Annotated in this window: 26 protein-coding genes; 13 read left to right on the top strand and 13 right to left on the bottom strand. The window is 73.7% G+C overall.

The genetic code is table 11. From position 1 onward, the window contains the following. The first annotated feature begins 28 nt into the window (after positions 1 to 28). Genes ACFY8W_RS07815 through metK form a run of 3 tightly spaced genes read left to right on the top strand, consistent with a single transcriptional unit; the run spans position 29 to position 3,032 of the window. On the top strand, positions 29 to 991 hold the full coding sequence (locus ACFY8W_RS07815; protein WP_391101502.1) for a 3-oxoacyl-[acyl-carrier-protein] synthase III C-terminal domain-containing protein: 963 nt from the start codon (positions 29 to 31) through the stop codon (positions 989 to 991). Then, on the top strand, positions 988 to 1,818 hold the full coding sequence (locus tag ACFY8W_RS07810; protein ID WP_391101501.1) for an alpha/beta fold hydrolase: 831 nt from the start codon (positions 988 to 990) through the stop codon (positions 1,816 to 1,818). The genes ACFY8W_RS07815 and ACFY8W_RS07810 overlap by 4 nt, the downstream gene beginning before the upstream one ends. Beyond that, positions 1,815 to 3,032: a methionine adenosyltransferase gene (gene metK / locus ACFY8W_RS07805; RefSeq protein ID WP_391101500.1), complete on the top strand. Its 1,218-nt coding sequence runs from the start codon at positions 1,815 to 1,817 to the stop codon at positions 3,030 to 3,032. The genes ACFY8W_RS07810 and metK overlap by 4 nt, the downstream gene beginning before the upstream one ends. Before the next feature lie 48 nt (positions 3,033 to 3,080). On the opposite strand, the gene ACFY8W_RS07800 is transcribed toward metK, so the two are convergent. Beyond that, positions 3,081 to 3,788 (bottom strand): LuxR C-terminal-related transcriptional regulator, encoded by a 708-nt coding sequence (locus ACFY8W_RS07800; protein WP_391101498.1) that lies wholly within the window; start codon positions 3,786 to 3,788, stop codon positions 3,081 to 3,083. Between the two features lie 426 nt (positions 3,789 to 4,214). Between ACFY8W_RS07800 and ACFY8W_RS07795 the strand changes: the two genes are divergently transcribed. Together ACFY8W_RS07795 and ACFY8W_RS07790 are read left to right on the top strand one after the other, a co-directional pair. After that, on the top strand, positions 4,215 to 5,069 hold the full coding sequence (locus tag ACFY8W_RS07795) for a class I SAM-dependent methyltransferase (protein WP_391101497.1): 855 nt from the start codon (positions 4,215 to 4,217) through the stop codon (positions 5,067 to 5,069). A 24-nt stretch (positions 5,070 to 5,093) separates the two neighbouring features. Further along, positions 5,094 to 5,651, top strand: a complete 558-nt coding sequence (locus ACFY8W_RS07790) for an NAD(P)H-dependent oxidoreductase (protein ID WP_391101496.1) — start codon at positions 5,094 to 5,096, stop codon at positions 5,649 to 5,651. Between the two features lie 284 nt (positions 5,652 to 5,935). Here the strand turns inward: ACFY8W_RS07790 and ACFY8W_RS07785 are convergent, their stop codons facing one another. From ACFY8W_RS07785 to rpmB, 3 genes are all read right to left on the bottom strand, one after another. Further along, positions 5,936 to 6,775, bottom strand: coding sequence for an arylamine N-acetyltransferase (locus tag ACFY8W_RS07785; protein WP_391101495.1), 840 nt, complete (start codon positions 6,773 to 6,775; stop codon positions 5,936 to 5,938). A 126-nt stretch (positions 6,776 to 6,901) separates the two neighbouring features. Further along, positions 6,902 to 7,207: a 30S ribosomal protein S14 gene (gene rpsN / locus ACFY8W_RS07780; RefSeq protein WP_391101493.1), complete on the bottom strand. Its 306-nt coding sequence runs from the start codon at positions 7,205 to 7,207 to the stop codon at positions 6,902 to 6,904. After that, positions 7,207 to 7,443, bottom strand: a complete 237-nt coding sequence (gene rpmB, locus ACFY8W_RS07775) for a 50S ribosomal protein L28 (RefSeq protein WP_391101491.1) — start codon at positions 7,441 to 7,443, stop codon at positions 7,207 to 7,209. The genes rpsN and rpmB overlap by 1 nt, the downstream gene beginning before the upstream one ends. Before the next feature lie 67 nt (positions 7,444 to 7,510). Here rpmB and rpmG point away from each other — a divergent pair, with 67 nt between their 5' ends. From rpmG to ACFY8W_RS07750, 5 genes are all read left to right on the top strand, one after another. Continuing rightward, entirely contained in the window at positions 7,511 to 7,675 is a 165-nt protein-coding gene (gene rpmG / locus ACFY8W_RS07770) for a 50S ribosomal protein L33 (protein ID WP_099198435.1), read from the top strand. 56 nt (positions 7,676 to 7,731) lie between these two features. Then, positions 7,732 to 7,977, top strand: a complete 246-nt coding sequence (locus ACFY8W_RS07765) for a type B 50S ribosomal protein L31 (RefSeq protein WP_391101488.1) — start codon at positions 7,732 to 7,734, stop codon at positions 7,975 to 7,977. Beyond that, a complete protein-coding gene (locus tag ACFY8W_RS07760; RefSeq protein ID WP_391101486.1) occupies positions 7,977 to 9,128 on the top strand; it encodes a GTP-binding protein in 1,152 nt (383 codons plus the stop codon). Before ACFY8W_RS07765 ends, ACFY8W_RS07760 begins: the two co-directional genes overlap by 1 nt. Before the next feature lie 125 nt (positions 9,129 to 9,253). Then, entirely contained in the window at positions 9,254 to 9,490 is a 237-nt protein-coding gene (gene rpsR, locus ACFY8W_RS07755) for a 30S ribosomal protein S18 (RefSeq protein WP_391101483.1), read from the top strand. Between the two features lie 180 nt (positions 9,491 to 9,670). Next, positions 9,671 to 10,462, top strand: coding sequence for a DUF4239 domain-containing protein (locus ACFY8W_RS07750; protein WP_391101481.1), 792 nt, complete (start codon positions 9,671 to 9,673; stop codon positions 10,460 to 10,462). Here ACFY8W_RS07750 and ACFY8W_RS07745 read toward each other — a convergent pair. Then, positions 10,447 to 11,475, bottom strand: a complete 1,029-nt coding sequence (locus tag ACFY8W_RS07745) for a substrate-binding domain-containing protein (protein WP_391101479.1) — start codon at positions 11,473 to 11,475, stop codon at positions 10,447 to 10,449. The genes ACFY8W_RS07750 and ACFY8W_RS07745 overlap by 16 nt on opposite strands. 208 nt (positions 11,476 to 11,683) lie before the next feature. Between ACFY8W_RS07745 and ACFY8W_RS07740 the strand changes: the two genes are divergently transcribed. Then, positions 11,684 to 13,939 (top strand): RICIN domain-containing protein, encoded by a 2,256-nt coding sequence (locus tag ACFY8W_RS07740; RefSeq protein ID WP_391101477.1) that lies wholly within the window; start codon positions 11,684 to 11,686, stop codon positions 13,937 to 13,939. Positions 13,940 to 14,008: 69 nt separating this feature from the next. Here the strand turns inward: ACFY8W_RS07740 and meaB are convergent, their stop codons facing one another. The 7 genes from meaB to ACFY8W_RS07705 form a co-directional block, all read right to left on the bottom strand. Next, positions 14,009 to 14,998, bottom strand: a complete 990-nt coding sequence (gene meaB / locus ACFY8W_RS07735) for a methylmalonyl Co-A mutase-associated GTPase MeaB (protein ID WP_391101475.1) — start codon at positions 14,996 to 14,998, stop codon at positions 14,009 to 14,011. 4 nt (positions 14,999 to 15,002) lie between these two features. Continuing rightward, positions 15,003 to 17,198, bottom strand: a complete 2,196-nt coding sequence (gene scpA / locus ACFY8W_RS07730) for a methylmalonyl-CoA mutase (RefSeq protein ID WP_391101472.1) — start codon at positions 17,196 to 17,198, stop codon at positions 15,003 to 15,005. Beyond that, positions 17,198 to 19,015, bottom strand: coding sequence for a methylmalonyl-CoA mutase family protein (locus tag ACFY8W_RS07725; RefSeq protein WP_391101470.1), 1,818 nt, complete (start codon positions 19,013 to 19,015; stop codon positions 17,198 to 17,200). The genes scpA and ACFY8W_RS07725 overlap by 1 nt, the downstream gene beginning before the upstream one ends. 260 nt (positions 19,016 to 19,275) lie before the next feature. Then, a complete protein-coding gene (locus ACFY8W_RS07720; protein ID WP_391101468.1) occupies positions 19,276 to 19,893 on the bottom strand; it encodes a histidine phosphatase family protein in 618 nt (205 codons plus the stop codon). Positions 19,894 to 20,094: 201 nt separating this feature from the next. Next, positions 20,095 to 20,349 carry a hypothetical protein gene (locus tag ACFY8W_RS07715; RefSeq protein ID WP_391101466.1) on the bottom strand — a complete coding sequence of 85 codons (255 nt, stop codon included), beginning with the start codon at positions 20,347 to 20,349 and terminating at the stop codon, positions 20,095 to 20,097. A gap of 139 nt (positions 20,350 to 20,488) precedes the next feature. Continuing rightward, positions 20,489 to 21,247: a sigma-70 family RNA polymerase sigma factor gene (locus ACFY8W_RS07710; protein ID WP_391101463.1), complete on the bottom strand. Its 759-nt coding sequence runs from the start codon at positions 21,245 to 21,247 to the stop codon at positions 20,489 to 20,491. 75 nt (positions 21,248 to 21,322) lie between these two features. Continuing rightward, on the bottom strand, positions 21,323 to 22,009 hold the full coding sequence (locus ACFY8W_RS07705) for a hypothetical protein (RefSeq protein ID WP_391101461.1): 687 nt from the start codon (positions 22,007 to 22,009) through the stop codon (positions 21,323 to 21,325). A gap of 359 nt (positions 22,010 to 22,368) precedes the next feature. On the opposite strand from ACFY8W_RS07705, the gene ACFY8W_RS07700 reads away from it, so the two are divergent. Continuing rightward, entirely contained in the window at positions 22,369 to 23,775 is a 1,407-nt protein-coding gene (locus ACFY8W_RS07700) for an MFS transporter (protein ID WP_391101796.1), read from the top strand. Then, positions 23,772 to 25,100: a sugar ABC transporter permease gene (locus ACFY8W_RS07695; RefSeq protein WP_391101459.1), complete on the top strand. Its 1,329-nt coding sequence runs from the start codon at positions 23,772 to 23,774 to the stop codon at positions 25,098 to 25,100. The genes ACFY8W_RS07700 and ACFY8W_RS07695 overlap by 4 nt, the downstream gene beginning before the upstream one ends. On the opposite strand, the gene ACFY8W_RS07690 is transcribed toward ACFY8W_RS07695, so the two are convergent. Further along, entirely contained in the window at positions 25,087 to 26,292 is a 1,206-nt protein-coding gene (locus ACFY8W_RS07690; RefSeq protein WP_391101457.1) for an acyl-CoA dehydrogenase family protein, read from the bottom strand. The two genes, ACFY8W_RS07695 and ACFY8W_RS07690, sit on opposite strands and share 14 nt — an antisense overlap. Positions 26,293 to 26,393: the final 101 nt, after the last annotated feature.

Below are 26,393 nucleotides of genomic sequence, written 5' to 3'. Positions count from 1 at the left end.
AGCGGAAACGGAAGAGGGATCGAGGGCCGTGGGCGGAATCGTCGACTTCGAGGTGGTGTTCCCGTCGTCGACGGTGGACGTACGGGAGCTGCACGAGTCCTCGGGCGTGCCCGTGGCCGACATCCTGGCCATCACCCACACCGAGAGCTTCCCCGCCCTCGACGAGGACGAGGCCGCCTGGGAGCTGGCCGCGGCCGCCGGCCGCACGGTCCTGGAGCGCAACGGGATCGACCCGGACGACATCGGCCTCGTCCTCTACGCCGGGTCGGGGGAGTGGGACCTGCCGTTCTGGTCGCCGGCCGCCAAGGTCGCCGACGAACTGGGCATCGGCAACGCCCACTGCTACGAGGTCACCAACTTCTGCAACGGCGGCATGACGGCCGTGCGCACCGCGCTCGCCGAACTCGCCCTGGGCACCGCCCGGTACGCCCTCGTGCTCGTCGGCGACCGGCTCAGCCGGCTGGTCGACCACGAGGACGCCGAGTCCAAGGCCCTGTTCAACTTCGGCGACGCGCCCGCCGCCCTCCTCCTCGGCCGCGAGGACTGCCTGCTCGACGTGCTGGCGACCGCCGTCCGCACCGACCCGTCCTGGGCCGACTACTACTCCGGCGACGTGGAGGACGACCGCGTCCTCATGCGCCGCCGCGGCCGCAGGCAGGGACTCGGCGACGCCTACCTGGAGAACTTCCCGGCCCGCGTCGACGACGTGCTCGGCACCCTCGGCAGGCGCATCGAGGACGTCGACTGGTTCCTCATCAACCAGGGCGACAAGGGCATGCACGAGAAGCTCCTCGCCAAGCTCGGCATCCCGGCGGAGAAGAGCGTCTTCAACTACCACCGGTACGGGCACATGGGCGGCTCCGACCCGTTCATCGCGCTCGGCGACCTCATCGACGGGAAGCGCGTCGAGCCCGGCGACCTCGTGCTCGTCGCGACCAGCGGCATGGGCTTCAGCTGGGGCGTGACGGCGATGGAGTACCGAGGACGATGACCGCTCCCGTACGCCCGTACGCGGGCTGGAAGGACCTGCGGCGTTTCCTCGCTCCGGTCACCGGGCCCGAGCCGGGACCCGCGGACGGGGCCGACGGGGCCCAGGGAGGCTTCACGCTGCTCCTCGTCCACCACGCCGGAGGCTCGGCGGCGGCCTTCGCGCCGTTCCTGAGGCACCTGCCCGCCGACTGGCGGGTGCTCGCCGTGGACCTCCCGGGCCGGCTGATGGCCATGGGCGAGGGCGGCTGCCGCTCCACCGCCGAGGCGGTGGCGTGGCTCGCCCCGCTCACCCGGCGCGTGCTCGACGGCCCCTACGGCGTCTTCGGCCACAGCATGGGCGCCCTCGTCGCGTACGAACTGGCCCGTGAGCTCTCCCAGGACGGGCCGGCGCCCCTCTGGGTGGGCCTCTCCGGCGCCCCCGCGCCCGGCCACCGGCCCGACCGCGCCCAGCGGCACCTGTGGTCGCGGGAGCGGCTGACCGCCTTCATGCGGGACCTCGGCGGCACGCCCGAGGAGGTCCTCGCGATCCCCGACATCGTCGGCCCGATGGTGGAAGCGCTGCGCGGCGACCTCGCCGTCGTCGACACGTACGAGGAGCACCCCGGCCCGCCGCTGCGGGTGCCCCTGTCCCTGTTCACCGGCGAGGACGACCCGGTCGCCCACCCGGGGCTCGCCGCCCCCTGGGCCGGCCGCACCACCGCCGCGACCGCCCGGCACTCCTGGCCCGGAGGCCACTTCTACCTGTTCGACCACGCCGCGGCGGTCTGCCACAGCATCGGCCGTGACGTCACCGCCGCCCGCAACTCCCTTCTGGAGCCACGCACATGACACGTCGACTGTTCACCTCGGAGTCCGTGACCGAGGGCCACCCCGACAAGATCGCCGACCAGATCAGCGACACGATCCTCGACGCGCTGCTCGCCCAGGACCCCAGCTCGCGGGTCGCCGTGGAGACCCTGATCACCACCGGCCAGGTGCACGTCGCCGGCGAGGTCTCGACCTCCGCGTACGCGCCGATCGCCCAGCTCGTCCGGGACCGGATCCTGGAGATCGGCTACGACTCCTCCCTCAAGGGCTTCGACGGTGCCTCCTGCGGCGTGACGGTGTCGATCGGCGCGCAGTCGCCGGACATCGCGCAGGGCGTCGACACCGCCTACGAGGCCCGGGTCGAGACCGGGGGCGACGAGGTGGACGACCTGGACCGGCAGGGCGCCGGCGACCAGGGCCTGATGTTCGGCTACGCCTGCGACGAGACGGCCGAGCTGATGCCGCTGCCGATCCACCTGGCGCACCGGCTGGCGCGGCGCCTCACCGAGGTCCGCAAGGACGGGACGGTCCCCTACCTGCGCCCGGACGGCAAGACGCAGGTCACCATCGAGTACGACGGCGACCGGGCCGTCCGCCTCGACACGGTGGTCGTGTCCTCGCAGCACGCCGCCGACGTCGACCTGGACGGGCTGCTCGCGCCCGACATCCGCACCCATGTCGTCGAGCACGTCCTGGCCCGGCTGGACCAGGACGGCATCAAGCTCGACACCGACGGCTACCGGCTGCTGGTCAACCCGACCGGGCGCTTCGAGATCGGCGGCCCGATGGGCGACGCCGGCCTCACCGGCCGGAAGATCATCATCGACACGTACGGCGGCATGGCCCGCCACGGCGGCGGTGCCTTCTCCGGCAAGGACCCGTCGAAGGTGGACCGCTCGGCCGCGTACGCCATGCGCTGGGTCGCCAAGAACGTGGTCGCGGCCGGACTTGCCCGCCGCTGCGAGGTCCAGGTCGCGTACGCGATCGGCAAGGCCGAGCCGGTCGGCCTCTTCATCGAGACCTTCGGGACGGAGCAGGCGCCGGTGGCGACGATCGAGAAGGCCGTGACGGAGGTCTTCGACCTCCGCCCGGCCGCGATCATCCGCGATCTCGACCTGCTCCGCCCCATCTACTCCCGGACCGCCGCCTACGGGCACTTCGGCCGCGAACTGCCGGAGTTCACCTGGGAGCGCACCGACCGCGTCGACGCGCTCAGGACCGCGGCGGGGCTGTAGGCACGGGCCGCCCAGCGACCCCGGGCGGCCCGGTCCGGGCCCCGACCGTCAGGGCGGGCAGGGCCGTTCGTTCTCGGGGTCCGGCAACAGTCCCTTGGTGGCGATCAGATAGCCCAGCTGGGCCCGGCTGACGCTGCCGAGGCGCCGCGAGATCCGGCTGATGTACTCGGCCACGGTCCGCCGGCTGATGCCCAGACCGCGGGCGATCTTCTCCTCGGTGTGACCGGCGACCAGGAAGCGCACGATGCTCTGCTCGAGCTCGGAGACGACGATCTCCGGTCGCTTCCCGGCAGCCGGGTCCACCGGGGTGCCGCGGGCCCAGGCGTACTCGAAGACATTGGCCAGATACCGGACGACGTGCGGGTCCCGCACCTCCAGCGCCTCGTCCGGGGAATCGGAAAGCGTCGGAATGAAAGCGACCGTGCGGTCGCAGATGATGACCCGGTCGAACATTTCGTCAACGGTACGGATACTTCCGCCGGCTTCCGCGACGGTCCGGATGTAATCGGCCGTGGGCGGGTGATTCCACACCGCATGCTGATAGAGGGTGCGTTGCGAGACGCCCCTCGACAGGAGTTCCAGATTGCGCCGGACGACCGTTTCCAGGATCTCCGGAGGACGCCGGCCGCCCGGCTGGGCGGTCAGCAGCTCCGCCTTGCACAGTCCCACCGCCACGTCGATCGTCTCGGCGATCTGACCGGCACCCCGCAGCACCGTCGAGTACTGCGGGCCGCTCTGCCGGGCCTCGGTGTACACGGCCTCAGCCGTCTCGAAGGACTTGGTCAGAGCGTCCAGCCGACGACGGCCCTCGGCGAGCGTGTGCTCCAGCGGCGCCAGGGTCCTACCTGCGGCGATCGCCGGAGTGACCGGTACGAGCAGGCCCGGTTCACCCGGTACCGGCTCGAGCAGTCCGAGCTCCGTCGCGCAGTGGACCGGCGGGTCGGCCGGTATCGACCCGGCGGCGACGGCGCTCTCGTAACGACGTAGTCCAGGCTCGCACAGTCCTGGTCCACATGGCGTGCTATCACACCCTGTTTGTGACATTTGCCCCCCTGCGTGATCATGCGCTGCGCATACATGTTAGGTCAGGGCGTTGTTAGGGCAACCGCGCGCCGGAAACCATGAGTGGGCCTCTCCCAGTCGGTTCGACACCCCCGTTTACCCGTTTACCAAGGGATGGAAATGCCTCATTCGATTCACAGTGAAGAGTTCCGTTCGGCGGTGGCCCGGCTGTCCGTGCCCGGAATGGGCACCGAAGTCGTCGGCCCGCTCCTCGCCAACCTCGTCCAACTGCTGCGCCCGCGCCGCGTACTGGAAGTGGGAATGGGCTACACGACGCCGTTCCTCGCCGCCGCCCTCGCCGAGGCCGAGCGCACCGTCGCCGAGGAATCGCTCGCCCTCGCCGCGAAGACCCGCGAACACCTCGACGCCGGCCGCGCGCTCGACGACAGCTGGCTGCTCGCCGAACCTCCGCTCGTCACTCCCTCGCTGCACCTGGAGCCTTACCAGCCGCGCCTCGCCGCCGTCGACAACCTGTCGATCGCCGAGTCCTCCGCGGGCCGCGTCCGCGAGGTGCTCACCGAGCTCGGCCTCGACGACCGGGTCACCGTCGTCAACGCCGACCTCAAGGACTCCCTCGACAAGCTGCCCGAGGAGTTCACGCCCATCGACTTCGCCTGGGTCGACGCCTGGGAGTGCCTGTGGTTCTTCGACCACTTCTGGCCCCTGATCAACCCCGACGGCGGCCTCGTCGTCATGCACTACCTGATGACCTACCCGGAGGGCGACGCCGTCCGCCGCTACATCGCGAAGTTCCAGGAGCGCCATCCGGGCGAGCTGGAGGTCGTCAGCCTCCTCGAGTCGCAGAAGCTGATGCAGAACAGCGTCACGATCCTGCGCCGCACCTCCGGCGCGCGGAAGCTGCGTTACGCCGGCACCGGCGGCCGCATCGACTACTCGGACCAGCTGCACCGCGACGCCGAGGAGCACCTGCGGCTGGTCGCCGACGGCCGCGCGGCCGCCCACCGGTCCGCCTGACCACGACGAGCAGTGAGGACTGCTGTGACTGTCACGCTCGAACCGGTACGGAGCCGGAGCTTCGCCTTCATCCTGGGCAGCCCCCGCGGCGGAGGCAACACCGAGACCCTGGCCCGCTACGCGGCCGAGGGGCTCCCGCCGGACGCCACGGGCAGCTGGCTCAGCCTGAGCGAGCTGGCGCTCCCGGCCAGTCCGGCCGGTCCGCTCCCCGACGGCGCGGAGAAGGTGCTGCTCGACGCGACCCTGGACAGCACGGACATCGTGGTCGCGTCGCCGCTCCACTGGTACAGCGTCTCCGCGGCGACGAAGCTCTACCTCGACTACTGGGCCCGCTGGAGCGGGCTGCCGGACCTCGGCTTCCGCGAGCGGATGCGGGGCAAGAACCTGTGGGCCGTCACGGCGTACGCCCGGGGCGACGACACCGACACCGAACCGCTCACGGGCATGCTCCGGCGGACCGCCGGCTACCTCGGCATGGAGTGGCGCGGCGCGCTCCTCGCCCGCGCCCACCGCGAGGGCGACCTGGAGGCGGACCCGGCGGCCCTGGCGCGGGCCGCCGCCTTCTTCGACGTCACGCGCTGACGCGCCCGCGCCGACGCGGCGGGCGGGCCGTCCGGACCTCTCCGGACGGCCCGCCCGCCGTTCGGCTTCTCCGCGGGGCCCGTCGGCCGTTCGGCTTCTCCGGGCGGCCCGTCGGCCGTTCCGCTTCTCCGCGGGGGTGCACCGCCCGCCGTCAGGCTTCTGCGCGCGGGTGCGCCGCCCGCCGTCCGGCTGCAGCGCAGCCCCAGCCGTCCGGACTTCTCCGCGCGGCCCGTCTGCCGTCCGGACTTCTCCGCGGGTACGCCGCCCGGGGGCGGGCCGCGCCCTCACTGCCGTTCCGCGGCCTCCCACTCCTCGTGCGCGACGCGGACGCGGTCCCACAACCCCGCGCGCGCGGACGCGTCGACGTCGGTCAGGTCCAGCCGGAACACCCCGACCAGGACGTCGTAGAAGTCGTCGGCCGAGTCGACGGTCCGCTCGTCCGTGCCCTCGGCGTGGATCCGGCGCAGCACGCGGCCGCGCAGCACGTCCACGGCTTCGGCGCCGCGGAGCTGGGCGGTGAGTACCCGGACGAAGCCGGACTCGGGGGAGGTGGACAGCCGGACGTGCTCCTCGGCGAAGGAGGAGAGCTCCACGGGCTCCGGCGCGAAGACCATCGTCTTGAACGCGCCGCGGGGATCGTGGGTGAACCGCCATCCGTCGGGCACCACCGTCGACGGGGCCATCGCGTAGGTGAACGGCCCCTGGGAGTAGCTGCCTTCGCGCAGCGGAAGCGGCTCGTACATCCCGCCCGCGAGCCCGGTGTCGACCAGCCACCGCTCGCCGTCGAGCCGCACGGTGAGCGCGAGGTGGTCACCGCCCGGGCCCGCGGGGTCCTCCACCTCCTCCTGCACCCCGGCGCGGTGCAGGGTCACCTCGTACCCGAGGGCCGTGAGCAGTGCGGCGAAGGCCCCGTTGAGGTGGAAGCAGTAGCCGCCGCGCCCGCGGACGATACGGGCGGCGGACTCCGTGGCGTCGATGCCGGTCGGCCGCCCCAGATGGATGTCGAGGTTCTCGTAGGCGACCCGCTCCACCTGCGCCCGGTGCAGGGCCCACAGCGCCTCGGCGGTCGGCGCCTGCGGCCGGGCCACCCCCAGCACGGCCAGGTACCCGTCGACGTCGATCATGCTCCCCCTCGCTGCCGGACCACTGTCGGAAGATCGTCAGCGTACCCAGCCGGAGGGCCGGGAGGCCGGGCCCGGTGGTGTCGTGCTCGACACCACCGGGCCCGGCCTCCCGTGACAGGGGACGGCTCACCAGGAGGACTTGGTCACTCCGGGCAGGAAGCCCGCGTGCGCCTGCTGCCGGGTCCGTACCCGGGAGAGGCCGAACCTGCGGAGGTAGCCGCGGGGCCGGCCGTCGACGCCGTCGCGGTTGCGCACCCGCGTGGCGCTGGCGTCGCGCGGCTGGCGCCGCAGCTCCGCGAGGGCGGCGGCGCGTTCGGCGGGCGTGGAGGACGGCCGGCGGACGGTCTCCTTGAGCTCCGCCCGGCGGGCCGCGTACCGCGCGACGGTCTCCTTGCGCTTCTCGTTCTTCGCGATCTTGCTCTTCTTCGCCATCAGACGCGGCCTCCTCGCGCACGGATCCGGGCGACGGCGGCCTCGATGCCGATCGCGTCCACGGTCTTGATCGCCCGGGCGCTCAGCGTGAGCCGGACGTGCCGGCCCTCGCTGGGCAGCCAGTAGCGCTTGCGCTGGATGTTCGGGTCGAAGCGGCGCGGCGTGCGGCGGTGCGAATGGGAGATCGCGTTGCCGAATCCCGGCTTGGCGCCGGTCAGTTGGCAGTGGGCGGACATGGTCGGGCTACCCCTCTCGATGGAAGTGGTTATCGGTAATGAAAACCATTGTCGTATACTAGCGCCCATGGCACGCAACGAGATCCGCCCGGTCATCAAGCTCCGCTCCACGGCGGGCACCGGGTTCACCTACGTGACGCGCAAGAACCGGCGCAACGACCCCGACCGCCTCGTGCTGCGCAAGTACGACCCCGTCGTCGGCCGGCACGTCGACTTCCGCGAAGAACGCTGACCTCCGGGCGGGACGTCCCCGCCCCCGCCCACCGACCCTGCTGAGAGACCCCTGCCATGAAGCCTGGAATCCACCCCGCCTACGGCCCCGTCGTCTTCCGGGACTCCGCCTCCGGAACCGCCTTCCTCACCCGCTCGACGATGAGCAGCCACAAGACCGTCGAGTGGGAGGACGGCAACACCTACCCGGTCGTCGACGTCGAGATCTCCTCGGCGAGCCACCCCTTCTACACGGGCACCGCTCGCGTCCTCGACACCGCCGGCCGCGTCGAACGCTTCGAGCGCCGCTACGGAGCCCGCTGATGGGACACCCGCACCAGATGCCCGTCGCGATCGTCGCCGGGCTCCACTCCGAGGCCCGCAAGGAGGTCGTCGACCGCCTCCTGCGGACCGTGCCGGGAAGCGTCGCGCTCCACCACGACCTGACCGACGCACCCGACGGCACCGTGCTCCGCACCGTGCGCGACGCCTCCGGGACCCTCTCCAGCGGGGAGACGCCGCTGGTCAACGACTGCGCCTGCTGTGCGCTGCGCGAGGACCTCGTACCGGAGCTGACCCGCCTCGCGGACGGCGGCCTGACCCGGCTCGCCGTCGTCGAACTGTGGGACTCCGTCGAGCCGAAGGCCATGGCCGAGGTCGTCGCCGCCCACGGCGGCGACCGGCTGGCCCTGACCGGCGTGATCACCGCCGTGGACCCCGCGCTCGTGCTGCCGTACCTCGGCAACGGCGACGACCTCGCCGACGCCGGACTCGCCGCCGCGCCCACCGACCAGCGGACCGTCGGCGACACCTGGGCCCGGCAGCTGGAGTACGCGCCGGTCCTCGCCGTCGTCGACAGCGACGAGGCCGACGACGAGGACCGCGCGCTCCTCGCCCAGTTGCACCCCACGGCGCTGCGCGTGCCGGCCGGTTCCGTCGAACTCGCCCGGGCCGCCCTCGCCGGCTTCGACGTCGAGACCGCGGCGGCCGCCCAGCACCCCGCGTGCGCGCTGCTGCCGCAGGAGGCGGACGAGGCCGGCGTCGCGACGCTGGTCTGGCACCGCCGCCGGCCCTTCCATCCCGGTCGCCTCTACCAGGCGCTCGAAGACCTGTGCTGTGCGGCGGCCCGCAGCCGCGGCCGGTTCTGGCTGGCCGACCGCCCCGACACCCTGCTCGCCTGGGACGCGGCGGGCGGAGCGCTGTGCGTGGAGAACGCGGGCCCCTGGCTCGCGTCGCTGCCCGACGCCGCCTGGGAGATGGTCCCGCCCATGCGGCGGGCGGCGGCGGCCCTGGACTGGCACCCCGACCACGGTGACTGCTGCCAGCACCTCGTGTTCACCTCACCCGGCCTCGACCGGGACGGCCTGGAGCGGCTCCTGGACTCCTGCCTGCTCACGGACGCGGAGTACGCCTCCGGACCCGAGGCGTGGAAGCGGCTGCCGCCGGCCTTCGACGCGCTCCTCGACGCCGCCTGACCGCGGGGCGCCGCCCGTTCACGTCAGCACGTCAGCACGTCAGCACGTAGCAGGTCACCACGACAGCTCGTCAGCACGTCGTCAACCGACCACGTCATCAAGCACTCATGTGAGAGGGAACCCGCATGGCCCGACGCACCGACCACCACAAGCCCGTCAAGGCGCGCCCCAACCCGCTCGACGCGGCAGGCATCACGTACATCGACTACAAGGACACCGATCTGCTCCGGAAGTTCATCTCCGACCGCGGCAAGATCCGCAGCCGCCGCGTCACGCGCGTGACGGCGCAGCAGCAGCGGGCCCTTGCGACGGCGATCAGGAACGCCCGGGAGATGGCCCTGCTGCCGTACGCGAGCCGCTGATCCCCGCGCTCCCGCCGTCGGGCCCGGAACGGGACGCGGGCCCGGGCCCGACGGCGGTCACGTCGTCACCCGATGGGGTGGAATCCCCCCACGTGACACCGTGATCTCCCTGCGGCAGCGCCCGGCGCGGGCCCGCCGCGTGAAAGGAGGACGAACTCCGCAAGTCTAGACTTCCCGCCCATGTCCCTCTGGCTGCTCAATCATTTCGGCACCTTCACCCTGACCGTCGTCATCGTCGGCGGAACGGTCCTCCTCGCCCTCGCCGGCAGCGTCGTCATGCGCCGCAGGTACCCGTCGCTGTCCGGTGGCGAGCACAACGACATGGTCGGGGTGACGCTGGGGATGTTCGGCGCGATCTACGGGATCATCCTCGCCTTCGTCATCGTGACCCTCTGGACGCAGTTGGAGAGCACGCAGACCATCGTGGCGACCGAGGCCACCGACGCGGCGCTCATCGCCCGCGACGCCGCCGCCTTCCCGCCGCCGGTGCGGGCCGGCGTCGACGCCGCGCTGAGCGACTACGTCCACGCGGTCGTCGAGGACCAGTGGCCCCGGATGCGGGCCGGCGAACCGAGCCACGGCGCGACCGCGAACAAGCTCCAGGGCGTCTACGACGTGCTCCAGGCGTACGACCCGAAGACCGCCCGCGAGGAGGTCTTCTACGAGGAGGCGGTCGGCCACCTCGACGACGTCGCCACCCAGCGCCGCGCCCGTCTCACCATGGCCGAGCAGGAACTCCCGCCGCTCCTGCAGGTGCTGGCCTTCGGCGGCGCGATCGTCCTGATCCCCCTGACCTTCCTCTACGGCATGCGCAAACTGCGCATCCAGCTCCTCTTCGTCGCCTGCGTCGCCGGCCTGATCGGTTTCAGCCTCCTCCTGATCGTCGTCCTGGACCGCCCCTTCGCCGGCGAACTCAGCGTGTCCCCGGCCCCGTACAAGGAGGGTGCCCTCGCCCGCTACTGGGCTCCCTGACGCGGCCCCGGCCGGGCCGTGCTCGTACCGGCCACGAGGCGGGGGAGCAGGAGGCGCGGGCGGGGGGCCGTCCGGGGGGCCGTCCGGGGGGAGGAGGCGATCGCGCGGAGGGCGACGTCGACGGCCTGGCGGGACATCTCGCGCTTGGGGAGGACCACGCCGGTGAGCGTGGAGCGCGAGAGGAGGCCTTCGGGGGTGTCGTCGTGGGCGACGACGGAGAGGTCCTCGGGCACCGAGCGGCCCAGGGCGCGGGCCGCCTCCATCGCCGCCGCGGCGAGCACGTCGTGGGTGGCGAAGACGGCCGTCGTGGCGGGGTCCGCCCGCAGGGCGGTCAGGGCGGCGTCGAGCCCGCCACGGAAGGTGGGGGCCGCGGCCAGGTGGACGGCGGCGTCCGGCACGGTGATGCCGTCCTCGCGGAACGCCCGCCGGAAGCCCTCCACGCGCACGGCGTGGGCGGGACTGGCGAGGACCGCCACGCGTTCGTGGCCGAGGCCGCGCAGGTGACGGCCCGCCAGATGACCGCCGTGCTCGTAGTCGACCGTGACGACGGGGAAGCGTTCCGGCAGCGGCGCCTCCCACGCGCACAGCACCACCGGGAAGCGGGCGTCCGCGAGGAGCGGCAGATGTCCGGTGAGCCCCTGGTCCCCGGCGATCAGGAGGGCGTCGACGGAGCGGCTGGTCAGCCCGGCCAGGTGCCTCCGGGCGCGCTCGCCGTCGAGGCGCGTCGTGCACAGCAGAAGGTGGTAGCCGCGCTCCTCCAGGGCGTCCTCGACCTCCTCGACCACGTCCGCGTAGAACGGCGCGGACACGGTCGGCACGAGGAGGCCCACCGTGCGGGTGCTGCCCGTCGCCAGCGAGCGGGCCACCAGGTTGGGCACGTAGCCGAGTTCGGCGATCGCGGCCCGCACCCGCGCCTCGGTGGCGGGGCGTACGGCCACGCGGCCCGTGACGACGTTGGAGACGGTCTGCTTGGTGACGCCGGCCCGTTCCGCCACGTCCTGCATGGTCACCATCGCGCCCCCGTCGCACCGCTCGCGTGAGGTCGCACCGTAGCCCCGCCCCCCGAACGGGTCAAGGCCGCCCGGGAGTTCGCCCGGAGCCCTGCGCCCAGGGCCGGTTCCCACTCCTGCGCCGAGTCTTGTTTTACCGGTCAAAGAACCCCTAAGGTCCGTGCCACCACAGGCACCTCCCGATCCCGGCCCCCACCACCAGGGAGTACTCGTGACCACTCCGCGCAGCAGACTCGTGGGCGTGCTCGCCGCCGCGGCCCTCGCCGTGACCGGCGGCAGCGCGCTCGCCGCGCCCGCCCCCACCGCACCCGCCGCCGCCCCGGCCTCCGCCGAGTCCCCGACCGCCGCCTACACCGTCACCGTCGGCGCCAAGGGCTCCTGGACGCACCCCGACGACACCCCCGCCAGCCCCTACATCGACAAGGACGGCACCTTCTACTTCCAGCAGGCGCACGCCCTCTACGGCACGAACGACCCCAGGAAGTGGACCTTCTTCACCGGCACCGACCTCGACACCGCCACCCGGTCCGCCGCCATCAGCGACGCCGTGAACCCCGCCAACACCAACGACCGCAACAACGACACCACATGGCGCTGCAACAACAGCCCCACCGGCGTCGAGTCCACCCAGGCCCCGGCCGGCAGCGGCTACGCCCACCGCAACTACTGCGACCTCACCGGCATGTGGGTCGACCCGGACACCGGCGACTGGTACGGCCTCGTGCACAACGAGTTCACCCCGCAGCCCTTCGCCGACGGCGTCCACTACGACGGCATCGACTACGCCGTCTCCAAGGACCAGGGCAGGACCTGGACCGTCAAGGACCACGTCATCACCTCGCCGTACAGCACGAAGCGCGGCGACACCACCGCCTTCCCGCAGCAGACGTACCACTACGGCACCGGTGACCCGCGGCTCTTCGTCGACACCGCCTCCGGCTGGTTCTACGCCTTCTACGGCTCCCGCATCGTCAACAAGGGTGGCGGCTGGGCCGCGTTCTACGGACACGTCGCCCGCGCCCCGATCGCGTCGAAGATGGCCCGCGGCTCCTGGCAGAAGTGGTACGGCGGCGCCTGGTCCCAGTCCGGCGTCGGCGGCCGCGAGAGCACCATGGTCCCGGTCGGCGCGAACAGCACCACCGGCTACGTGCCGACGACGAAGGAGTACGACCCCGCCAACGGCGGCACCGTCAGCGAGCAGGTCGCGGCCGGCCTGACCCCGCCCACCTCACCGCTGTTCGTCATGGACATCACCTGGAACGCCCACCTCGGCCTGTACGTCGGCGAACCGCAGGCCGTCGACCAGAGCGGCAACGCCCCGCAGGAGCTGTACGCCACCGACGACCTCACCACCCAGAAGTGGTTCAGGCTCGGCGACACCGGCACCTACAGGACCGCGTCCTGGTACCGCTGGTTCCTCGACGCCGGCAACCGGACCGGCTCCGGCATCGTCGGCAGGGACTTCCGCGCGTACTGCTCGTTCGGCTGCTCCGGCGGCGCGAGCAGCGAGTACGTCAACCTGAGCATCGGCACCGACCGGCCCGCCGCCCCCGTGGACACGACCAGGACCTACCGTCTCGGCAGCGCCGGCGGGCGCGTCCTCGCCCAGGTGCCGGGCGGCTCCGCCACCACCTCCCTGGCCTCCGCCACCGGCTCCGCGCTCGAATCGTGGATCTTCACGGCCAAGGGCGACGGCTCCTACCGCATCGCCAACGCCTCCACCGGACAGCTCCTCGGCGTCCCCGCCTCCGGCACCGCGGGCCGCGCCTGGGGCGCGAAGCCCACCGTCACCGCGGCCGGCGCGGGCGGCTCCACCGTCGGCCAGGAGTGGTTCGTGATCCGCGGCGCCTCCGCCGCCGACAACACGCCCACCGGCACGTACAAGCTGGTCAACCGCTACAGCGGGCTCGTCCTCGGCCTGTCCGGCGACTCCGCCCGGCTCGCCGAGACCACGCCCGTCCGCAACTGGACCGACACCACCGGCAGTTCCGTCGGCGGCGGCCGGACGGCGGGCGAGCAGAGCCTCACGCTCACCCCGACCGGCGACGCCCCGTCCGCGCTCGACGGCGTGCGCACCTTCACCACCGGCGGCAAGGCCCTCGACGACCCGGACAGCAGCACCGCCAACGGCACCCGGCTGGTCACCTGGACGCCGAACGGCGGCGCCAACCAGAAGTGGACCCTGACCCGGCAGGCCGACGGCAGTTACGAGATGAGGAACGGCGCGTCCGGCAAGTGCGCCGACATCGAAGGCGGTTCCACCGCCCCGGGAGCCCGCGTCATCCAGTGGACCTGCCACGGCGGCGCCAACCAGCGCTGGCGCATCGTCCGCCTGTCCTCGGGCGCCCACACCGTCGCCTCCGTCGGCAGCGGACTGCTGCTGACCACGGCGTCCACCACGAACGGCGCCCTCGTCACCCAACAGCCCGACACCGGAGCCGCGTTGCAGCAGTGGACCATCGGCTGAGACCGGCCGGCCGGTCCGGCGCGCGCGAAGGCATCCGTACGTCCGCGCGCGCCCGGACCGGGGACAACGCTAGGGCGTGCGCCCGTCCCCGAACGCACCCAGGATCCGCTCCGCCGCGAGCGTCGCCGTCAGTTCGCCGTCCCTGACCCGCCGCTCCACCTCCGGCGCGAGCGCCCGGACGGCCGGGTCGGAGTGCAGCCGGCCGAGCAGCTCGTCACGGACCATCGACCAGGCCCAGTCGACCTGCTGGTCCCGGCGCCGGGCGTCGAGACGGCCGGTCGCGTCGAGCAGCGAGCGGTGCTTCTCCAGCCGCCCCCACACCTCGTCGAGACCGGCCGACTCACGGGCGCTGCAACTCAGCACCGGCGGCGTCCAGAAGGCCTCCTGGCCGTGCATCAGCCGCAACGCGCCCGCGAGTTCGCGCGCGGCGGCGCGGGCGTCGGTCGCGTGCGGGCCGTCGGCCTTGTTGACCGCGACGACGTCCGCCAGCTCCAGGACGCCCTTCTTGATGCCCTGCAGCTGGTCACCCGTGCGGGCGAGGGTGAGCAGCAGGAACGAGTCGACCATGTTCGCCACGGTCGTCTCCGACTGGCCCACGCCGACCGTCTCGACGAGGACGACGTCGTAACCGGCGGCCTCCATCACCACCATCGACTCGCGGGTCGCCTTGGCGACACCGCCGAGCGTGCCCGCGCTCGGCGAGGGCCGGACGAAGGCCGCCGGGTCGACCGCGAGCCGTTCCATCCGGGTCTTGTCGCCCAGGATCGAGCCGCCGGTGCGCGTCGAGGACGGGTCGACGGCGAGCACCGCCACACGGTGCCCCAGCCCGGTCAGCATCGTGCCGAAGGCGTCGATGAAGGTGGACTTGCCGACCCCGGGCACACCGCTGATCCCGATCCGCCGGGCCCGGCCGCTGTAGGGGAGCAGCCGGGTCAGCAGCTCCTGCGCGAGCACGCGGTGCGCGGGCCGGGTGGACTCCACCAGGGTGATCGCGCGCGCCACGAGCGCCCGCTTCCCGTCCCGCACACCCTTCTCGTACGTGTCGATGTCGATGGCCATGGGGCTACTGGCCGTCCTCCGCGCCGGCCGCCCCGTGCCCCAGACCGGCGGAGAGCCGGCGCACCAGGTCCGCCGCCGCGTCCGGGATCACCGTGCCGGGCGGGAACACCGCGGCGGCGCCCATCTCCAGGAGCGTCGGCACGTCCTGGGGCGGGATGACCCCGCCGACCACGATCATGATGTCCTCGCGGCCCTCCGCGGCCAGCTCCTCCCGCAGCGCCGGGACGAGCGTGAGGTGACCGGCCGCGAGCGACGAGACGCCCACGATGTGCACGTCCGCCTCCACGGCCTGCCGGGCCACCTCGGCCGGGGTCTGGAACAGCGGGCCGACGTCGACGTCGAAGCCCAGGTCGGCGAACGCGGTCGCGATCACCTTCTGGCCGCGGTCGTGCCCGTCCTGGCCCATCTTGGCCACCAGGATGCGCGGCCGCCGGCCCTCGGCCTCCTCGAAGGAGTCCACCAGCGCGCGGGTGCCGTCCACGGACGGCGACTGTCCTGCCTCGTTGCGGTACACGCCGGAGATCGTACGGATCTGGCCCGCGTGCCGCCCGTACACCTTCTCGAGGGCGTCCGAGATCTCGCCGACGGTCGCCTTCGCGCGGGCCGCGCGCACGGCCAGCTCGAGGAGGTTGCCCTCGCCGCCCGCCGCCCGCGTGAGGTCGTCGAGCGCGTCCTGGCAGGCCCGCTCGTCGCGCTCGGCGCGCAGCCGGCGCAGCTTCTCGATCTGCTGGGCCCGCACGGACGAGTTGTCGACCTTGAGGACCTCGATCTGCTCGTCGCCGTCGACCCGGTACTTGTTGACGCCGATCACCGGCTGACGGCCCGAGTCGATCCGCGCCTGCGTACGCGCCGCGGCCTCCTCGACGCGCAGCTTCGGGATGCCCGCGTCGATGGCCTGCGCCATGCCGCCGGCCGCCTCGACCTCCTGGATGTGCTGCCACGCCCGGCGCGCCAGGTCGTAGGTCAGCCGCTCCACGTACGCGCTGCCGCCCCACGGGTCGATGACCCGGGTGGTGCCCGACTCCTGCTGGATCATCAGCTGGGTGTTGCGGGCGATGCGGGCCGAGAAGTCGGTCGGCAGCGCCAGCGCCTCGTCGAGCGCGTTGGTGTGCAGCGACTGGGTGTGGCCCTGCGTCGCCGCCATCGCCTCGACGCACGTCCGGGTGACGTTGTTGAAGACGTCCTGCGCGGTCAGCGACCAGCCGGAGGTCTGCGAATGGGTGCGCAGCGAAAGGGACTTCGCGTTCTTCGGATCGAACTCCTTGACCAGCTTGGCCCAGAGGAGGCGGGCCGCGCGCAGCTTGGCCACCTCCATGAAGAAGTTCATGCCGATCGCCCAGAAGAACGACAGCCGCGGCGCGAACGCGTCCACGTCCAGACCGGCCTCGCGGCCGGCGCGGATGTACTCGACACCGTCCGCCAGCGTGTACGCGAGCTCCAGGTCGGCCGTCGCACCGGCCTCCTGGATGTGGTAGCCGGAGATCGAGATGGAGTTGTAGCGCGGCATGTTCCGCGAGGTGAAGGCGAAGATGTCGGAGATGATCCGCATCGACGGCTTCGGCGGGTAGATGTAGGTGTTGCGGACCATGAACTCCTTGAGGATGTCGTTCTGGATGGTCCCCGCGAGCTTGTCGGGGGAGACACCCTGCTCCTCCGCCGCCACGATGTAGAGGGCGAGAACGGGCAGGACGGCACCGTTCATCGTCATCGACACCGACATCTTGTCCAGCGGGATCCCGTCGAACAGCTGCCGCATGTCGTAGATCGAGTCGATCGCCACGCCCGCCATGCCGACGTCGCCGGTGACGCGCGGGTGGTCGCTGTCGTAACCGCGGTGCGTCGGCAGGTCGAAGGCCACCGACAGGCCCTTCTGGCCGGCCGCCAGGTTCCGCCGGTAGAAGGCGTTCGACTCCTCGGCGGTCGAGAAGCCCGCGTACTGGCGGATGGTCCACGGCTGGTTGACGTACATCGTCGGGTAGGGACCGCGCAGATACGGCGTCACACCCGGGTACGTCCCGAGGAAGTCGACGTCCTCCAGGTCACGGCCGGTGTACAGCGGCTTGACCGCGATGCCCTCCGGCGTCTCCCACAGCAGGTCGTCGCCGCCGGAGGCACGCTTGACGGCGGCGCGCCACTCGTCGGCACTGCCGGCCGGCGCGGGGGATCCGAGGTCGATCCCGGTGAAGTCGGGGATTCCCATCAGGACACTCCCATGCGGTCGAGGGTGGCGGAGAGCACGGCGATCGCGTCGCACCCCGCGAAGACGTACGAGTCGGCGTCCGCGAACGCCGCGGGGCGTCCGGCGAGCGCGACGTGCCGGGCCCCGGCGGCGCGGAACTCCGCCGCCTCGGCCGCGGCCCGCTCCTCGTACAGCGCGTCGCTGGAGCAGAGGCAGACCTCGGTGGCGCCGCTGTCCGCGAAGGAGCCGTCGGTGACCGGCTCGATGCCGCCGGCCTGGAAGAGGTTGGCGGCGAAGGTGAGCCGTGCCGTGTGCGCGGCGGCCGGGCCGAGCGCGGCCAGGTAGACGCGCGGCCGTGCGCCGGTCGCCGCCAGATGGGCGTCGGAGCGGGCGCGCAGCGCCTCGAAGGCCTCGTCGCGGCGGACCCGCGGCAGACCGCCGACGGGACCGGCGGGCGCGGGCTCGCGCTCCACCGGCTTCTCCGCGAGGAACGGGAACTCGCTGACGCCGGTGATCGGTTCGCGGCGCTTGGCCAGCGCCTTCGAACGCTCCGCCCAGGTCGCCGCGAGCCGGTCCCCGACCAGACCCGAGCGCAGCGCGGCGGCCTGGCCACCGGACCGCTCGATCTCCTGGAAGAACTCCCAGCCGGCCTGGGCGAGTTCGTCGGTGAGGGACTCCACGTACCAGGAACCGCCGGCCGGGTCGATGACCCGCGCGAGGTGCGACTCCTCGACGAGGATCGTCGAGGTGTTCCGGGCGATCCGACGCGCGAACGCGTCCGGCAGGCCGAGCGCGTGGTCGAAGGGCTGCACGGTCACCGACTCGGCGCCGCCCACACCGGCCGCGAGGGTCGCGACCGTCGTCCGCAGCATGTTCACCCACGGGTCGCGGGCCGTCATCATCACCGACGAGGTGACCGCGTGCTGGAGCTGCGCCCCGGCCGCGGGCGCCCCGCAGGCCTCCGCGACCCGCGCCCACAGGCGGCGCGCGGCACGCAGCTTGGCGATCGTCAGGAACTGGTCGGCCGTGGCCGCGTAACGGAACTCCAGCTGACCCAGGGCCTGTTCGACGCTCAGACCGCCGCCGGTGAGCGCCCGCAGATAGGCCACACCGGTGGCGAGCGAGCAGCCGAGCTCCTGCGCGGCCGAGCCTCCGGCCTCGTGGTACGGCAGGGCGTCCACGGTCAGGGCCCGCACACCCGGGTACGACTCCGCGCACAGCCGCGCGAGCGCCACCGTGGCGGCGAAGCCGTCGCCGTCGTAGGCCACGCCCGTGCGCGCCTCGGTGCCGAGCGGATCGGCGCCGAGGTTGCCGCGGGCCGCCTCGGGAGCGACACCGCGCCGCTCGTACAGCGAGAGCAGCTCGCCGGCCGCGGCGGCGGTCTCCGCCCCGGCCTCCAGGACGATCGGGGCCAGGTCCAGGTACACGTCACGCAGGACCCGGTCGAGCTCCTCGACGGGGACGCCGTCGGGACCGACGGCCAGCCACAGCGACGTGACGCCGTTCTCCAGGTCCGTCAGGACCGCCTCGGAGTCCGCCGTACGGTGACGCTGGCGCACGTCCCAGCCGCCCGCGGTGTTGCCCTCGGCGCGGCCGGCGCGCACGAACGGGGCGAATCCGGGCAGGCCGGCGTCCGGCACGCCGTCGGCGGCCGTGTACAGCGGCCGGGCCCGCAGGCCGTCCTCCAGCGCGGTGGAGAGCGCGTCCTCGGCCTCGGTCTCGGGAACGTCCTTGCCCGACCTGCTCAGTACGCCCGCCACGAGGCGCTGCCACTGCGCATGGGTCGCTGCGGGGAACTCGGCGGCCAGGGAGAGGCCGTCGTCAGGCAGCACAGTCATGCCCGGATGCTAGGCCAGGGCCCTAAAGTCTCAGCAGTGTGATCAGCTGTGACCTTGACCTCTTCGGGTTGGCCTTGATCCGGAGTGCCGTCCGTGCTCGGCGTCGGGACGGGCTCCGGACGGGCTGCGGACGGCCTGCGCCGAGGGCGCCGGACGAGCCGCGGACAGGCTGCGCACAGGCCCGGAGGAGCCGCCGGCAAACCCCCCGGAACGCCCGTCGGGTGCGTCCCGGCCGCCTCGTGCGGGGGCGCCGGACCTGCTTATGCGGGGGCGCCGGTCCGGGGGAGGGGCCGCTGGTTCCAGCCGGCGATGACGGGCAGTCCGTGCTCCCTCGACAGCCGCCCGAGCGTCGCCGTGGTCAGCAGGAACAGACGTCCCTCGGACGCCGGGAGACCGAGGTAGCGGGCGGTGAGCACGCGCAGCAGATGAGCGTGAGCGACCACGACGCCGTCCTCGGCGGACATGGACAGCGGACCCGCGAGGCGTGCGAGCACCCGGTCCGCCCGGCGCCCCACGTCCTCGGCCGATTCGCCCGGCCGCCCGTCCGGATGCGGTGCAACCCCGTCGCGCCACAGCGACCAGTCCGGCCGGTCCTCCTGGATCCGGGCCGTGGTCAGCCCCTCGTAGCCGCCGTAGTCCCACTCGCACAGGTCCTCGTCGGCCACCGCACCGCGCAGCCCGGCCAGCTCCGCCGTCCGCCGGGCCCGGCGCAGCGGACTGGTCAGGACGAACGCGAAGGAGCGCCCGGCGAAGTACGGCGCGAGGACGCGGGCCTCGGCCTCGCCCTCCGGGGTGAGCGGCAGATCGGTACGCCCGGTGTGCCGCCCCGCGGCGCTCCACTCCGTCGCGCCGTGACGGACCAGCAGGAGGTCACCCATGGGCGGCCGGCCTGGTGCGGCGGGAGGAGAGGAAAGGGGAGGAGGCGAGGAGACGGGAGGAGAGGGTGCGGGGGAAGAGGGTGCGGGGGAAGAGGAGAAGGGACACGGTGTGCTCCGATCCGGGGCTGGCGAGACTATCGCCACAGCGCGGGCGGCGCCCGGTGACGCGCGCTGCTGCCCGGCGATCGGTGACCGGCCCCGTCACCTGTGGGTGCCGTGGTGCGGGGCGCCCGGGTCGTGTGCCGGCTCGGGTGTGGGCGGGGGCGCGGGCGTGGAGCGGGAGCCAGTGGGGGCGCCGACCGGCCCCACGGCCGCACCCAAGGCATACGACCCGAAGAAGACCGCGGCGAGCAGCAGGAGGAAACCGCCGACGGCGACGGGCGGCGGGACCGAGACCCGCCGGATGCGGACCCGGGCCCTGACCCGCTCCGCCGTGGACGCTCCAGGACTCTCCATCGGCCGCCTCTCCCGTCGCCGGAACACGAACACGTCCCCCGATGAGTCGGCCGGCCGGGCCCCCGGGTTCCCGGGCGCCCGGCCGGGCTCGCGAGCACCAGGGCCTGGGCCTGGGCCTGGGTCAGGGCCAGGGCCAGGGTCAGGCGAGGGCGGGCGCCCGGGTGAACCGTCTGCGGGCGGGCGGGCGGTCGCCCGAGGCCTGCTGCGACCGCGACTGCGATTGCGTCCCCGTCCGCGGCTCCCTCCCCGTCCCCGTCCCCGGCCCCGGCTCCGAGGGCTCGTCGTCTCCGCGGACCAGGGCGACCAGCGCGGCGCGGGCCCGCGCCACGCGCGAGCGGACCGTCCCCACCGGGCAGCCCATGGCCTCGGCGGCCTCGGCGTACGGCAGACCCAGGAGCTGGGTGAGGACGAAGGCGTCCTTCCGCTCGGCCGGGATCGCGGCCAGGAGTTCGGCGAGCGCGACGCCGTCCTCGAAACCGGGAAGCCCGCGCGGCTGGGTGTGTTCGGCCTCCGCCTGCCAGTCGTCGCGATCGGACAGCCGGGGCCGCGCGGCGGCGTGCCGCAGGCTGTCGACGACCGTGCGGCGGGCTATCGACAGCAGCCAGGTGCGCGCCGAGGAACGCCCCTGGAAGCGCGGCAGCGCGGCCAGCGCACGGAGGAACACCTCCTGTGTCAGGTCGTCCGCCGCCTGGCGGTCCGCGCTGAGGTAGGCCACGTACCGCCAGACGTCGCGGTGCAGGGCACGGACGAAGAGATCGGCCTTGGCCGGGTCGCCGTCCCGTGCCGCGAGCGCGAGCAGCGTCGTCGCCGCGTCGGCGGCGGCGTCCGGTGCGTGCGCGGAGCGGGTCGGCCGGGGCGGCCCCTGGCGCCGGTTGAGGGTGTCGTGGGCAGCAGTCATCACCACAAGTCCTTACGAGGCAAAGGGAATCCGGCGGCACGCGAACGGCGGGCGCCGGTGATGAGGAGCCGGCTGTCAAAGGACAGCGAGTGCCTCTGGAGGACCTCGGGTGATGAGGGAATGGGCGAGGTGGAGCTGCTGTGGGGCGGGTTCGCGGGCGGCGCGAACGGGGCGTAGACGCGGGCGGGTTGCCGTGACGGGCACGACCGCGGCGAGCAGGAGGCGCAGGGGCCGGAAGAGCCGCAGGGGCAGGGACCGAGCCAGACGGAAGACGGCGCGCTCTCCGTACGCCAGCCACAGGCCGCTCAGCAGCGCGGCCAGAAGATGTGCCGACAGCATGCCGATGGTCGAGGAGATGTCTGTCATGTCGTGCGCCGTGGAGCCCGTGGAGCCGGGGGCTGCCAAGGCAGTCAACACTTCTCCCGGCAAGTCCGCGTGACTGGTCATCAGGTGCCCCACGTGGGCCGAGTGGTCCATGTGGGGGTCATCCGTCGTGGTGACGGGGGCCGGTGACGCGGACCAGGTGAACACCGCGTGCAGCGCGCTCTGCACCGTCACCGTGGCCGCCGTGACCGCGAACAGACCGCGCTCGCGCTCCGCAAGTAACCACGCGACGGCCACGGTTCCGGCCAGCGCGAGGGACAGCGTCCCGACCGGCACGGACCGGCCGGACATGAGGATGTGGCCGGTGGCCGCGAGCAGCACGCAGACGGCCGCGAACGTCGCGGCCCGCGCCCCTCGCGAACATCGGCCTGCTGTCATGGCGCGCCCATCCTTGCACCCCTCCTCGGAGGCATGAGGGCGGGAACGGCCGCATGGAGGCCGCCCCCTCGACCTGTCGGCCAATGAGTACGCCACTGTGGCCCGCCCCACAAGAGCGCCTCGGGAACCCGCGGCGCGTCCGGGACGACTTCTCGACGGCGACGACGGGCGGCCGGGCCGTCGTACGGGATTGCACAAGAGCCGTGGCACGGAGTCGCGGTACGGGAGCCGTCGTACGGGAGGAGGAGCCACACGTGACGAACGCGGAAGCGGGCACCAGGGAGCCGACGGCTGCGACGGCGGCCACGACGGCGGCCGCGTCGGCGGGGCGCGGGCTGACCGCGCTGCTGACGACGGCGATGGCGTTCTCGATGATGCAGCTCTTCCTGATCGGCGCCCTCGGTCCCCGGCTCGTCGAACGGCTCGGCGTCTCGGAAACCCTGCTGGGGCTGACCACGACCGTGGGCTTCGGCACGGCCGCCGTGCTCTCGCCCGTGGGCGGCCGGGTCGTGGACCGGACCGGCCCCCGCCGTGCGCTCGTGGTGCTGCTCGCCGTCTCGGCCCTGGCACTCGGCCTGATCGGCGCGGCGCCGGGCCCCGGCCTGCTCCTCGCTGCGGTCGCGCTCGGTGGCCTGCCCCAGGCGCTCGCCAACCCGGCCACGAACAAGGCGATCCTGGCCGCGGTACCGGCGCCGAGGCGGGGCACCGTGACCGGCACCAAGCAGTCCGGGGTCCAACTGGGCGCCTTCGCCGCCGGCCTGCCGCTCGCGGCGGCCGCCGGCCTCGTCGGCTGGCGCGGCGCGGTCTGGCTGGCCGCCGCCGCGGCCCTTCTCGCCGCCGTCTGGGCCTGGCGCGCCCTGCCGCCTGACGCGACGCGTCCGTCGCCGTCGCAGCCGTCGCAGCCGTCGCCGCCGGTGGTGAGGACGACGGCCGGGCCGGCAGCCGGGGCAGGCACGGTGACGCCGCCGGTGCCGGTGCCCGGCCCAGTGCCGGACTCGGTGCCAGTGCTCGCGCCCGGCCCAGTGCCGGTGCTCGCGCCCGGCCCAGTGCCGGACTCGGTGCCGGGGCCGGGGCCCGAGGCGGGATCGCCGCCGAAGGCGGGGCCGATCCCGTCCGCCGACCCGGCTCGGCGGACGGTTCCCGCCGCGCCTCCGGCCCCCTCTCCGACCGTGTCCCCGGCTGCCGTCTCCGGCAGTCCCGTGCCCTGGCTCGCGGCCTTCTCGCTCTTCCTCGGCGCCGGCATCGCGTCCGTCAACACCTACCTCGCGCTCTTCGGCGCCCAACGCCTCGGCTTGGGGCCCACGGTGGCGGGCATCCTGGTCGCCGTCCTCGGCCTCGCCGGGATCGGCGGCCGCGTCGGCTGGGCCCGGGCGGCGAATCCAGGCCGCGCGCCCTGGCTGCCCGGCGGTCTCGCGGGCGGCGCGGTCCTCGCGGCCGTGCTCCTCGCCGCCGCGGTCCGCGTCGAACCGCTGGTGTGGCCGGCCGCCGTGGCGGTCGGCGTGTTCGCCGTGTCGGGGAACGCGGTCTCGATGGTGCTGGTGATGCAGCGTTCCGCGCCCGGCCGGGCGGGGCAGGACTCGGCGCTCGTCGCCGCGGGGTTCTTCGCCGGATTCGCCGTCGGGCCGCCGCTGTTCGGACTGCTCGCGGAGCGCGCGCGGTACGGCCAGGGCTGGCTCCTGGTCGCGGTGGAGTTCGCCGTCGCGGGGGCCGTCGCGCTCGTCTGGGCGCTACGGGACCGCCGTACGGGACGGGGTCCGGCGGCATGACCAACGAGCACCCCGGCACCGGCTGGGCCGAGGAGGCCCTCGGGCTGCTGTTCGGGCGCGTCGCGGAGACCGCCGAGCAGGTGGGCGACCGCTTCCCGCTGTACGCGGACCCGGCGGACGGCCGGTGGACCACCACCGGCCGGGGCTCGTGGACCGGCGGCTTCTGGGCGGGACTCCTCCGGCTGCGGGCACTGCACACCGGCAGCGGCGCCGACCGCGCCCGCGCGACCGCCGCCACGGCCCGGCTCGCCCCGTGGATCGAGGCGGACACCGCCACCCGCGGCCTCATCCTCTGGTACGGCACCGCCCTCGCCGACGAAGGCGAGGAGGCGGATACGGGGCAGGGTGCGGCCACGAGGGTGGGCGAGGCCCCGGAGCATGACCAGGCGGCCGAGGCGGCCGCCACCGCCGCCGAGGCCACCGCCCCAGACGTCACCGCCGCCCCAGACGTCACCGCCGTCGGCAGCGGCTGCAGCGCCGGCGGCGGCAAGGACGGGGACGGGTACGGGGACGAGCACGACCGCCGGCGCGCCGAGGTCGCGGCCGTGGGCGGGATGCGTGAGCGGGCGGCGGAGGCGGTCCTCGCCGGGTTCGATCCGGTGCTCGGGCTGGTGCCGTGGGGTTCCGCGTTCGACGGAGTGCGGCTGCGGGCGCGTGCGGACGGCGTCCCCGGCCTCGTACCGCTCCTGGCGGCCGCCGGACTCGAAGGACGGGAGGCGGCGGCCGCGCATCTGCATCGCCATCTGGACCTGTGCCTCCCTCGTACGGCCGCCCGGCGCCCCGTTCCGGCATGGCGTCGGGACGCGGCGGGCGGCTGGAGGGCGGAGGCGGAACCGGCGCCCGGCTGGACCCGGGGCGAGGCATGGCTGCTCCTGGCCGTGGCGGACGCGTTGAAGAGCGCCTCCCCCGGCGACCACGCCACCTGGCGCGTCGGCCGGCTGACCGTCGCCGCCGAACTCCTCCTCCAGAGCTGCGCGTTCCTCACCGGCCCGCTCGTCCCGCCCGCCGAGGCCCACCGACCCGACGGCCCGTCGGACACCTCCGCCGCCGCCATCACCGCCGTCGCGCTGCTGAAGCTGGCGCAGGTTCCCGGTGCCGCGTGGGCCTCGGTGTGCGCCGTCCGCGCGGAGGCCGTCCTCCGCCGCCTCGCGTCGCACGCCCACCTCACCCGGCCCGTCGGCTCCCTCCCGGCCGGGATGCTGCTCGACGGCTGCTACGACCCGCACGGCGGCACGGCCGTCCGGCACGAACTCGTCTGGGGCGACTACTTCCTGGCCCTCGGCCTGGCCGCGCTCCTCGGCCGGGTCGACCTCAGGCGGGTGTGACCGACGGCGCCCCGTGGCTCCGCAGCACGCGCCGGGCGACGGAGGAGACGTGCTGCTCGTCCGGGCCGTCGAGGATCCGGGCCGTCCGCCCGGTCCGGAACAGGGCGGGAAGCGGAGTGTCCGGGCCGAGTCCGGCCGCGCCGAAGACCTGGACGGCACGGTCCGCGACGTCCTGGAGCGTGCGCGCCGCCGCCGTCTTCGCCAGGCCCACCTCCACACGGGCCTCGCGGCCCGCCGCGACCAGGGCCATCGCCTCGTACACGAGGGGGCGGGCCGTGCGCAGTGCCAACAGCGCCTCGAACACGTGCTGTCGGACGAGCTGCCGGTCGGCGAGCGGGCCCCGGGCACCCCGGCGTGCGACGGCGCGTCCGCACATGAGGTCGAAGGCCCGCTGCGCCTGGCCGATCCAGCGCAACGCCCTTAGGGTCCGGCCCAGTTGGAGACGTTCGCCCGCGACGGCGAGCGCGCGGCCCGGCTCGCCGACCAGCTGGTCCGCCGCGACCTCGACACGGTCGAACGCGATCTCGTACGTGCCGGTCGCGCCGAGCACGGGCAGCTCGCGGACGACGCGGAAGCCGGGGGATCCGGTGGGCACGAGGAGGAGCGACAGCCCGTCGCGGTCCCCGGGCGCCCCGCTCGAGCGGGCGAGCACGGTCACCAGATCCGCGTCCCCGGCGTTCGACACGAACCACTTGCGGCCGGTGACGCTCCAGCCGCCGCCCCGTCGCGGCTCCGCCCGGGTGGCGGTGAGCGCCGGCTCGGTGCCGGGGGTGTCCGGCTCCGTCATCGCATAACACGCCCGCAGCTCACCGGAGACCAGGCGCGTGAGGTACTCCGCCCGTACCCGGGGCGAGCCGTGCCGGGACAGCATGGTCACGTCGAGAAGAGGAGCGGAGCCGAGGGCGGCCGGGCCGTGGTCGCTGGCGCCCTCCGCCTCCGCGAGCGCGCCGTACGCGCTCAACGGGAGCCCTCCGCCGCCGAGTGCGGCCGGCAGCGGCAGGGCCCACAGGCCCGCATCGCGGGCCTCGGCGCGCAGCCGGGTCCTCAGCTCCGCGGCGGCGGGACCGCCCGAGTCGAGCAGGGACTCGTGCGGGAAGACCCGGTCGCGGACGAACGCCTCCACCCGCTTCCGCAGGAGCAGGAGACCGGCATCCGCGTCGGCGCCGGAATCCGGTACGTCATGATTCGTCACTGTTTGCCTCCATCTCGGGAACTCGACAGAACACGCGTCCGACTGCCTGCCCGTGGAAGTGGTCGGGCCCATCCGCCCCTCGGTTCCCACGACGTGACAGC

The organism is Streptomyces sp. NPDC012637 (assembly GCF_042954805.1).
GTDB lineage: Bacteria > Actinomycetota > Actinomycetes > Streptomycetales > Streptomycetaceae > Streptomyces.
The sequence above is the reverse complement of the archived record's forward strand: the minus strand, read 5'-3'. Positions and strand labels throughout refer to the sequence as shown.

What these genes read in the sequence shown, in the direction of transcription:
- meaB (WP_391101475.1), bottom strand. Translation starts at nt 14,998, where the DNA reads ATGGCCATCGACATCGACACGTACGAGAAGGGTGTGCGGGACGGGAAG.
- ACFY8W_RS07765 (WP_391101488.1), top strand. Translation starts at nt 7,732, where the DNA reads ATGAAGCCTGGAATCCACCCCGCCTACGGCCCCGTCGTCTTCCGGGAC.
- ACFY8W_RS07700 (WP_391101796.1), top strand. Translation starts at nt 22,369, where the DNA reads ATGGCGTTCTCGATGATGCAGCTCTTCCTGATCGGCGCCCTCGGTCCC.
- ACFY8W_RS07750 (WP_391101481.1), top strand. Translation starts at nt 9,671, where the DNA reads ATGTCCCTCTGGCTGCTCAATCATTTCGGCACCTTCACCCTGACCGTC.
- ACFY8W_RS07715 (WP_391101466.1), bottom strand. Translation starts at nt 20,349, where the DNA reads ATGGAGAGTCCTGGAGCGTCCACGGCGGAGCGGGTCAGGGCCCGGGTC.
- ACFY8W_RS07720 (WP_391101468.1), bottom strand. Translation starts at nt 19,893, where the DNA reads ATGGGTGACCTCCTGCTGGTCCGTCACGGCGCGACGGAGTGGAGCGCC.
- metK (WP_391101500.1), top strand. Translation starts at nt 1,815, where the DNA reads ATGACACGTCGACTGTTCACCTCGGAGTCCGTGACCGAGGGCCACCCC.
- rpsN (WP_391101493.1), bottom strand. Translation starts at nt 7,207, where the DNA reads ATGGCGAAGAAGAGCAAGATCGCGAAGAACGAGAAGCGCAAGGAGACC.
- ACFY8W_RS07695 (WP_391101459.1), top strand. Translation starts at nt 23,772, where the DNA reads ATGACCAACGAGCACCCCGGCACCGGCTGGGCCGAGGAGGCCCTCGGG.
- rpmB (WP_391101491.1), bottom strand. Translation starts at nt 7,443, where the DNA reads ATGTCCGCCCACTGCCAACTGACCGGCGCCAAGCCGGGATTCGGCAAC.
- ACFY8W_RS07795 (WP_391101497.1), top strand. Translation starts at nt 4,215, where the DNA reads ATGCCTCATTCGATTCACAGTGAAGAGTTCCGTTCGGCGGTGGCCCGG.
- scpA (WP_391101472.1), bottom strand. Translation starts at nt 17,198, where the DNA reads ATGGGAATCCCCGACTTCACCGGGATCGACCTCGGATCCCCCGCGCCG.
- ACFY8W_RS07785 (WP_391101495.1), bottom strand. Translation starts at nt 6,775, where the DNA reads ATGATCGACGTCGACGGGTACCTGGCCGTGCTGGGGGTGGCCCGGCCG.
- ACFY8W_RS07760 (WP_391101486.1), top strand. Translation starts at nt 7,977, where the DNA reads ATGGGACACCCGCACCAGATGCCCGTCGCGATCGTCGCCGGGCTCCAC.
- ACFY8W_RS07725 (WP_391101470.1), bottom strand. Translation starts at nt 19,015, where the DNA reads ATGACTGTGCTGCCTGACGACGGCCTCTCCCTGGCCGCCGAGTTCCCC.
- ACFY8W_RS07705 (WP_391101461.1), bottom strand. Translation starts at nt 22,009, where the DNA reads ATGACAGCAGGCCGATGTTCGCGAGGGGCGCGGGCCGCGACGTTCGCG.
- ACFY8W_RS07810 (WP_391101501.1), top strand. Translation starts at nt 988, where the DNA reads ATGACCGCTCCCGTACGCCCGTACGCGGGCTGGAAGGACCTGCGGCGT.
- rpsR (WP_391101483.1), top strand. Translation starts at nt 9,254, where the DNA reads ATGGCCCGACGCACCGACCACCACAAGCCCGTCAAGGCGCGCCCCAAC.
- ACFY8W_RS07745 (WP_391101479.1), bottom strand. Translation starts at nt 11,475, where the DNA reads ATGGTGACCATGCAGGACGTGGCGGAACGGGCCGGCGTCACCAAGCAG.
- ACFY8W_RS07710 (WP_391101463.1), bottom strand. Translation starts at nt 21,247, where the DNA reads ATGACTGCTGCCCACGACACCCTCAACCGGCGCCAGGGGCCGCCCCGG.
- rpmG (WP_099198435.1), top strand. Translation starts at nt 7,511, where the DNA reads ATGGCACGCAACGAGATCCGCCCGGTCATCAAGCTCCGCTCCACGGCG.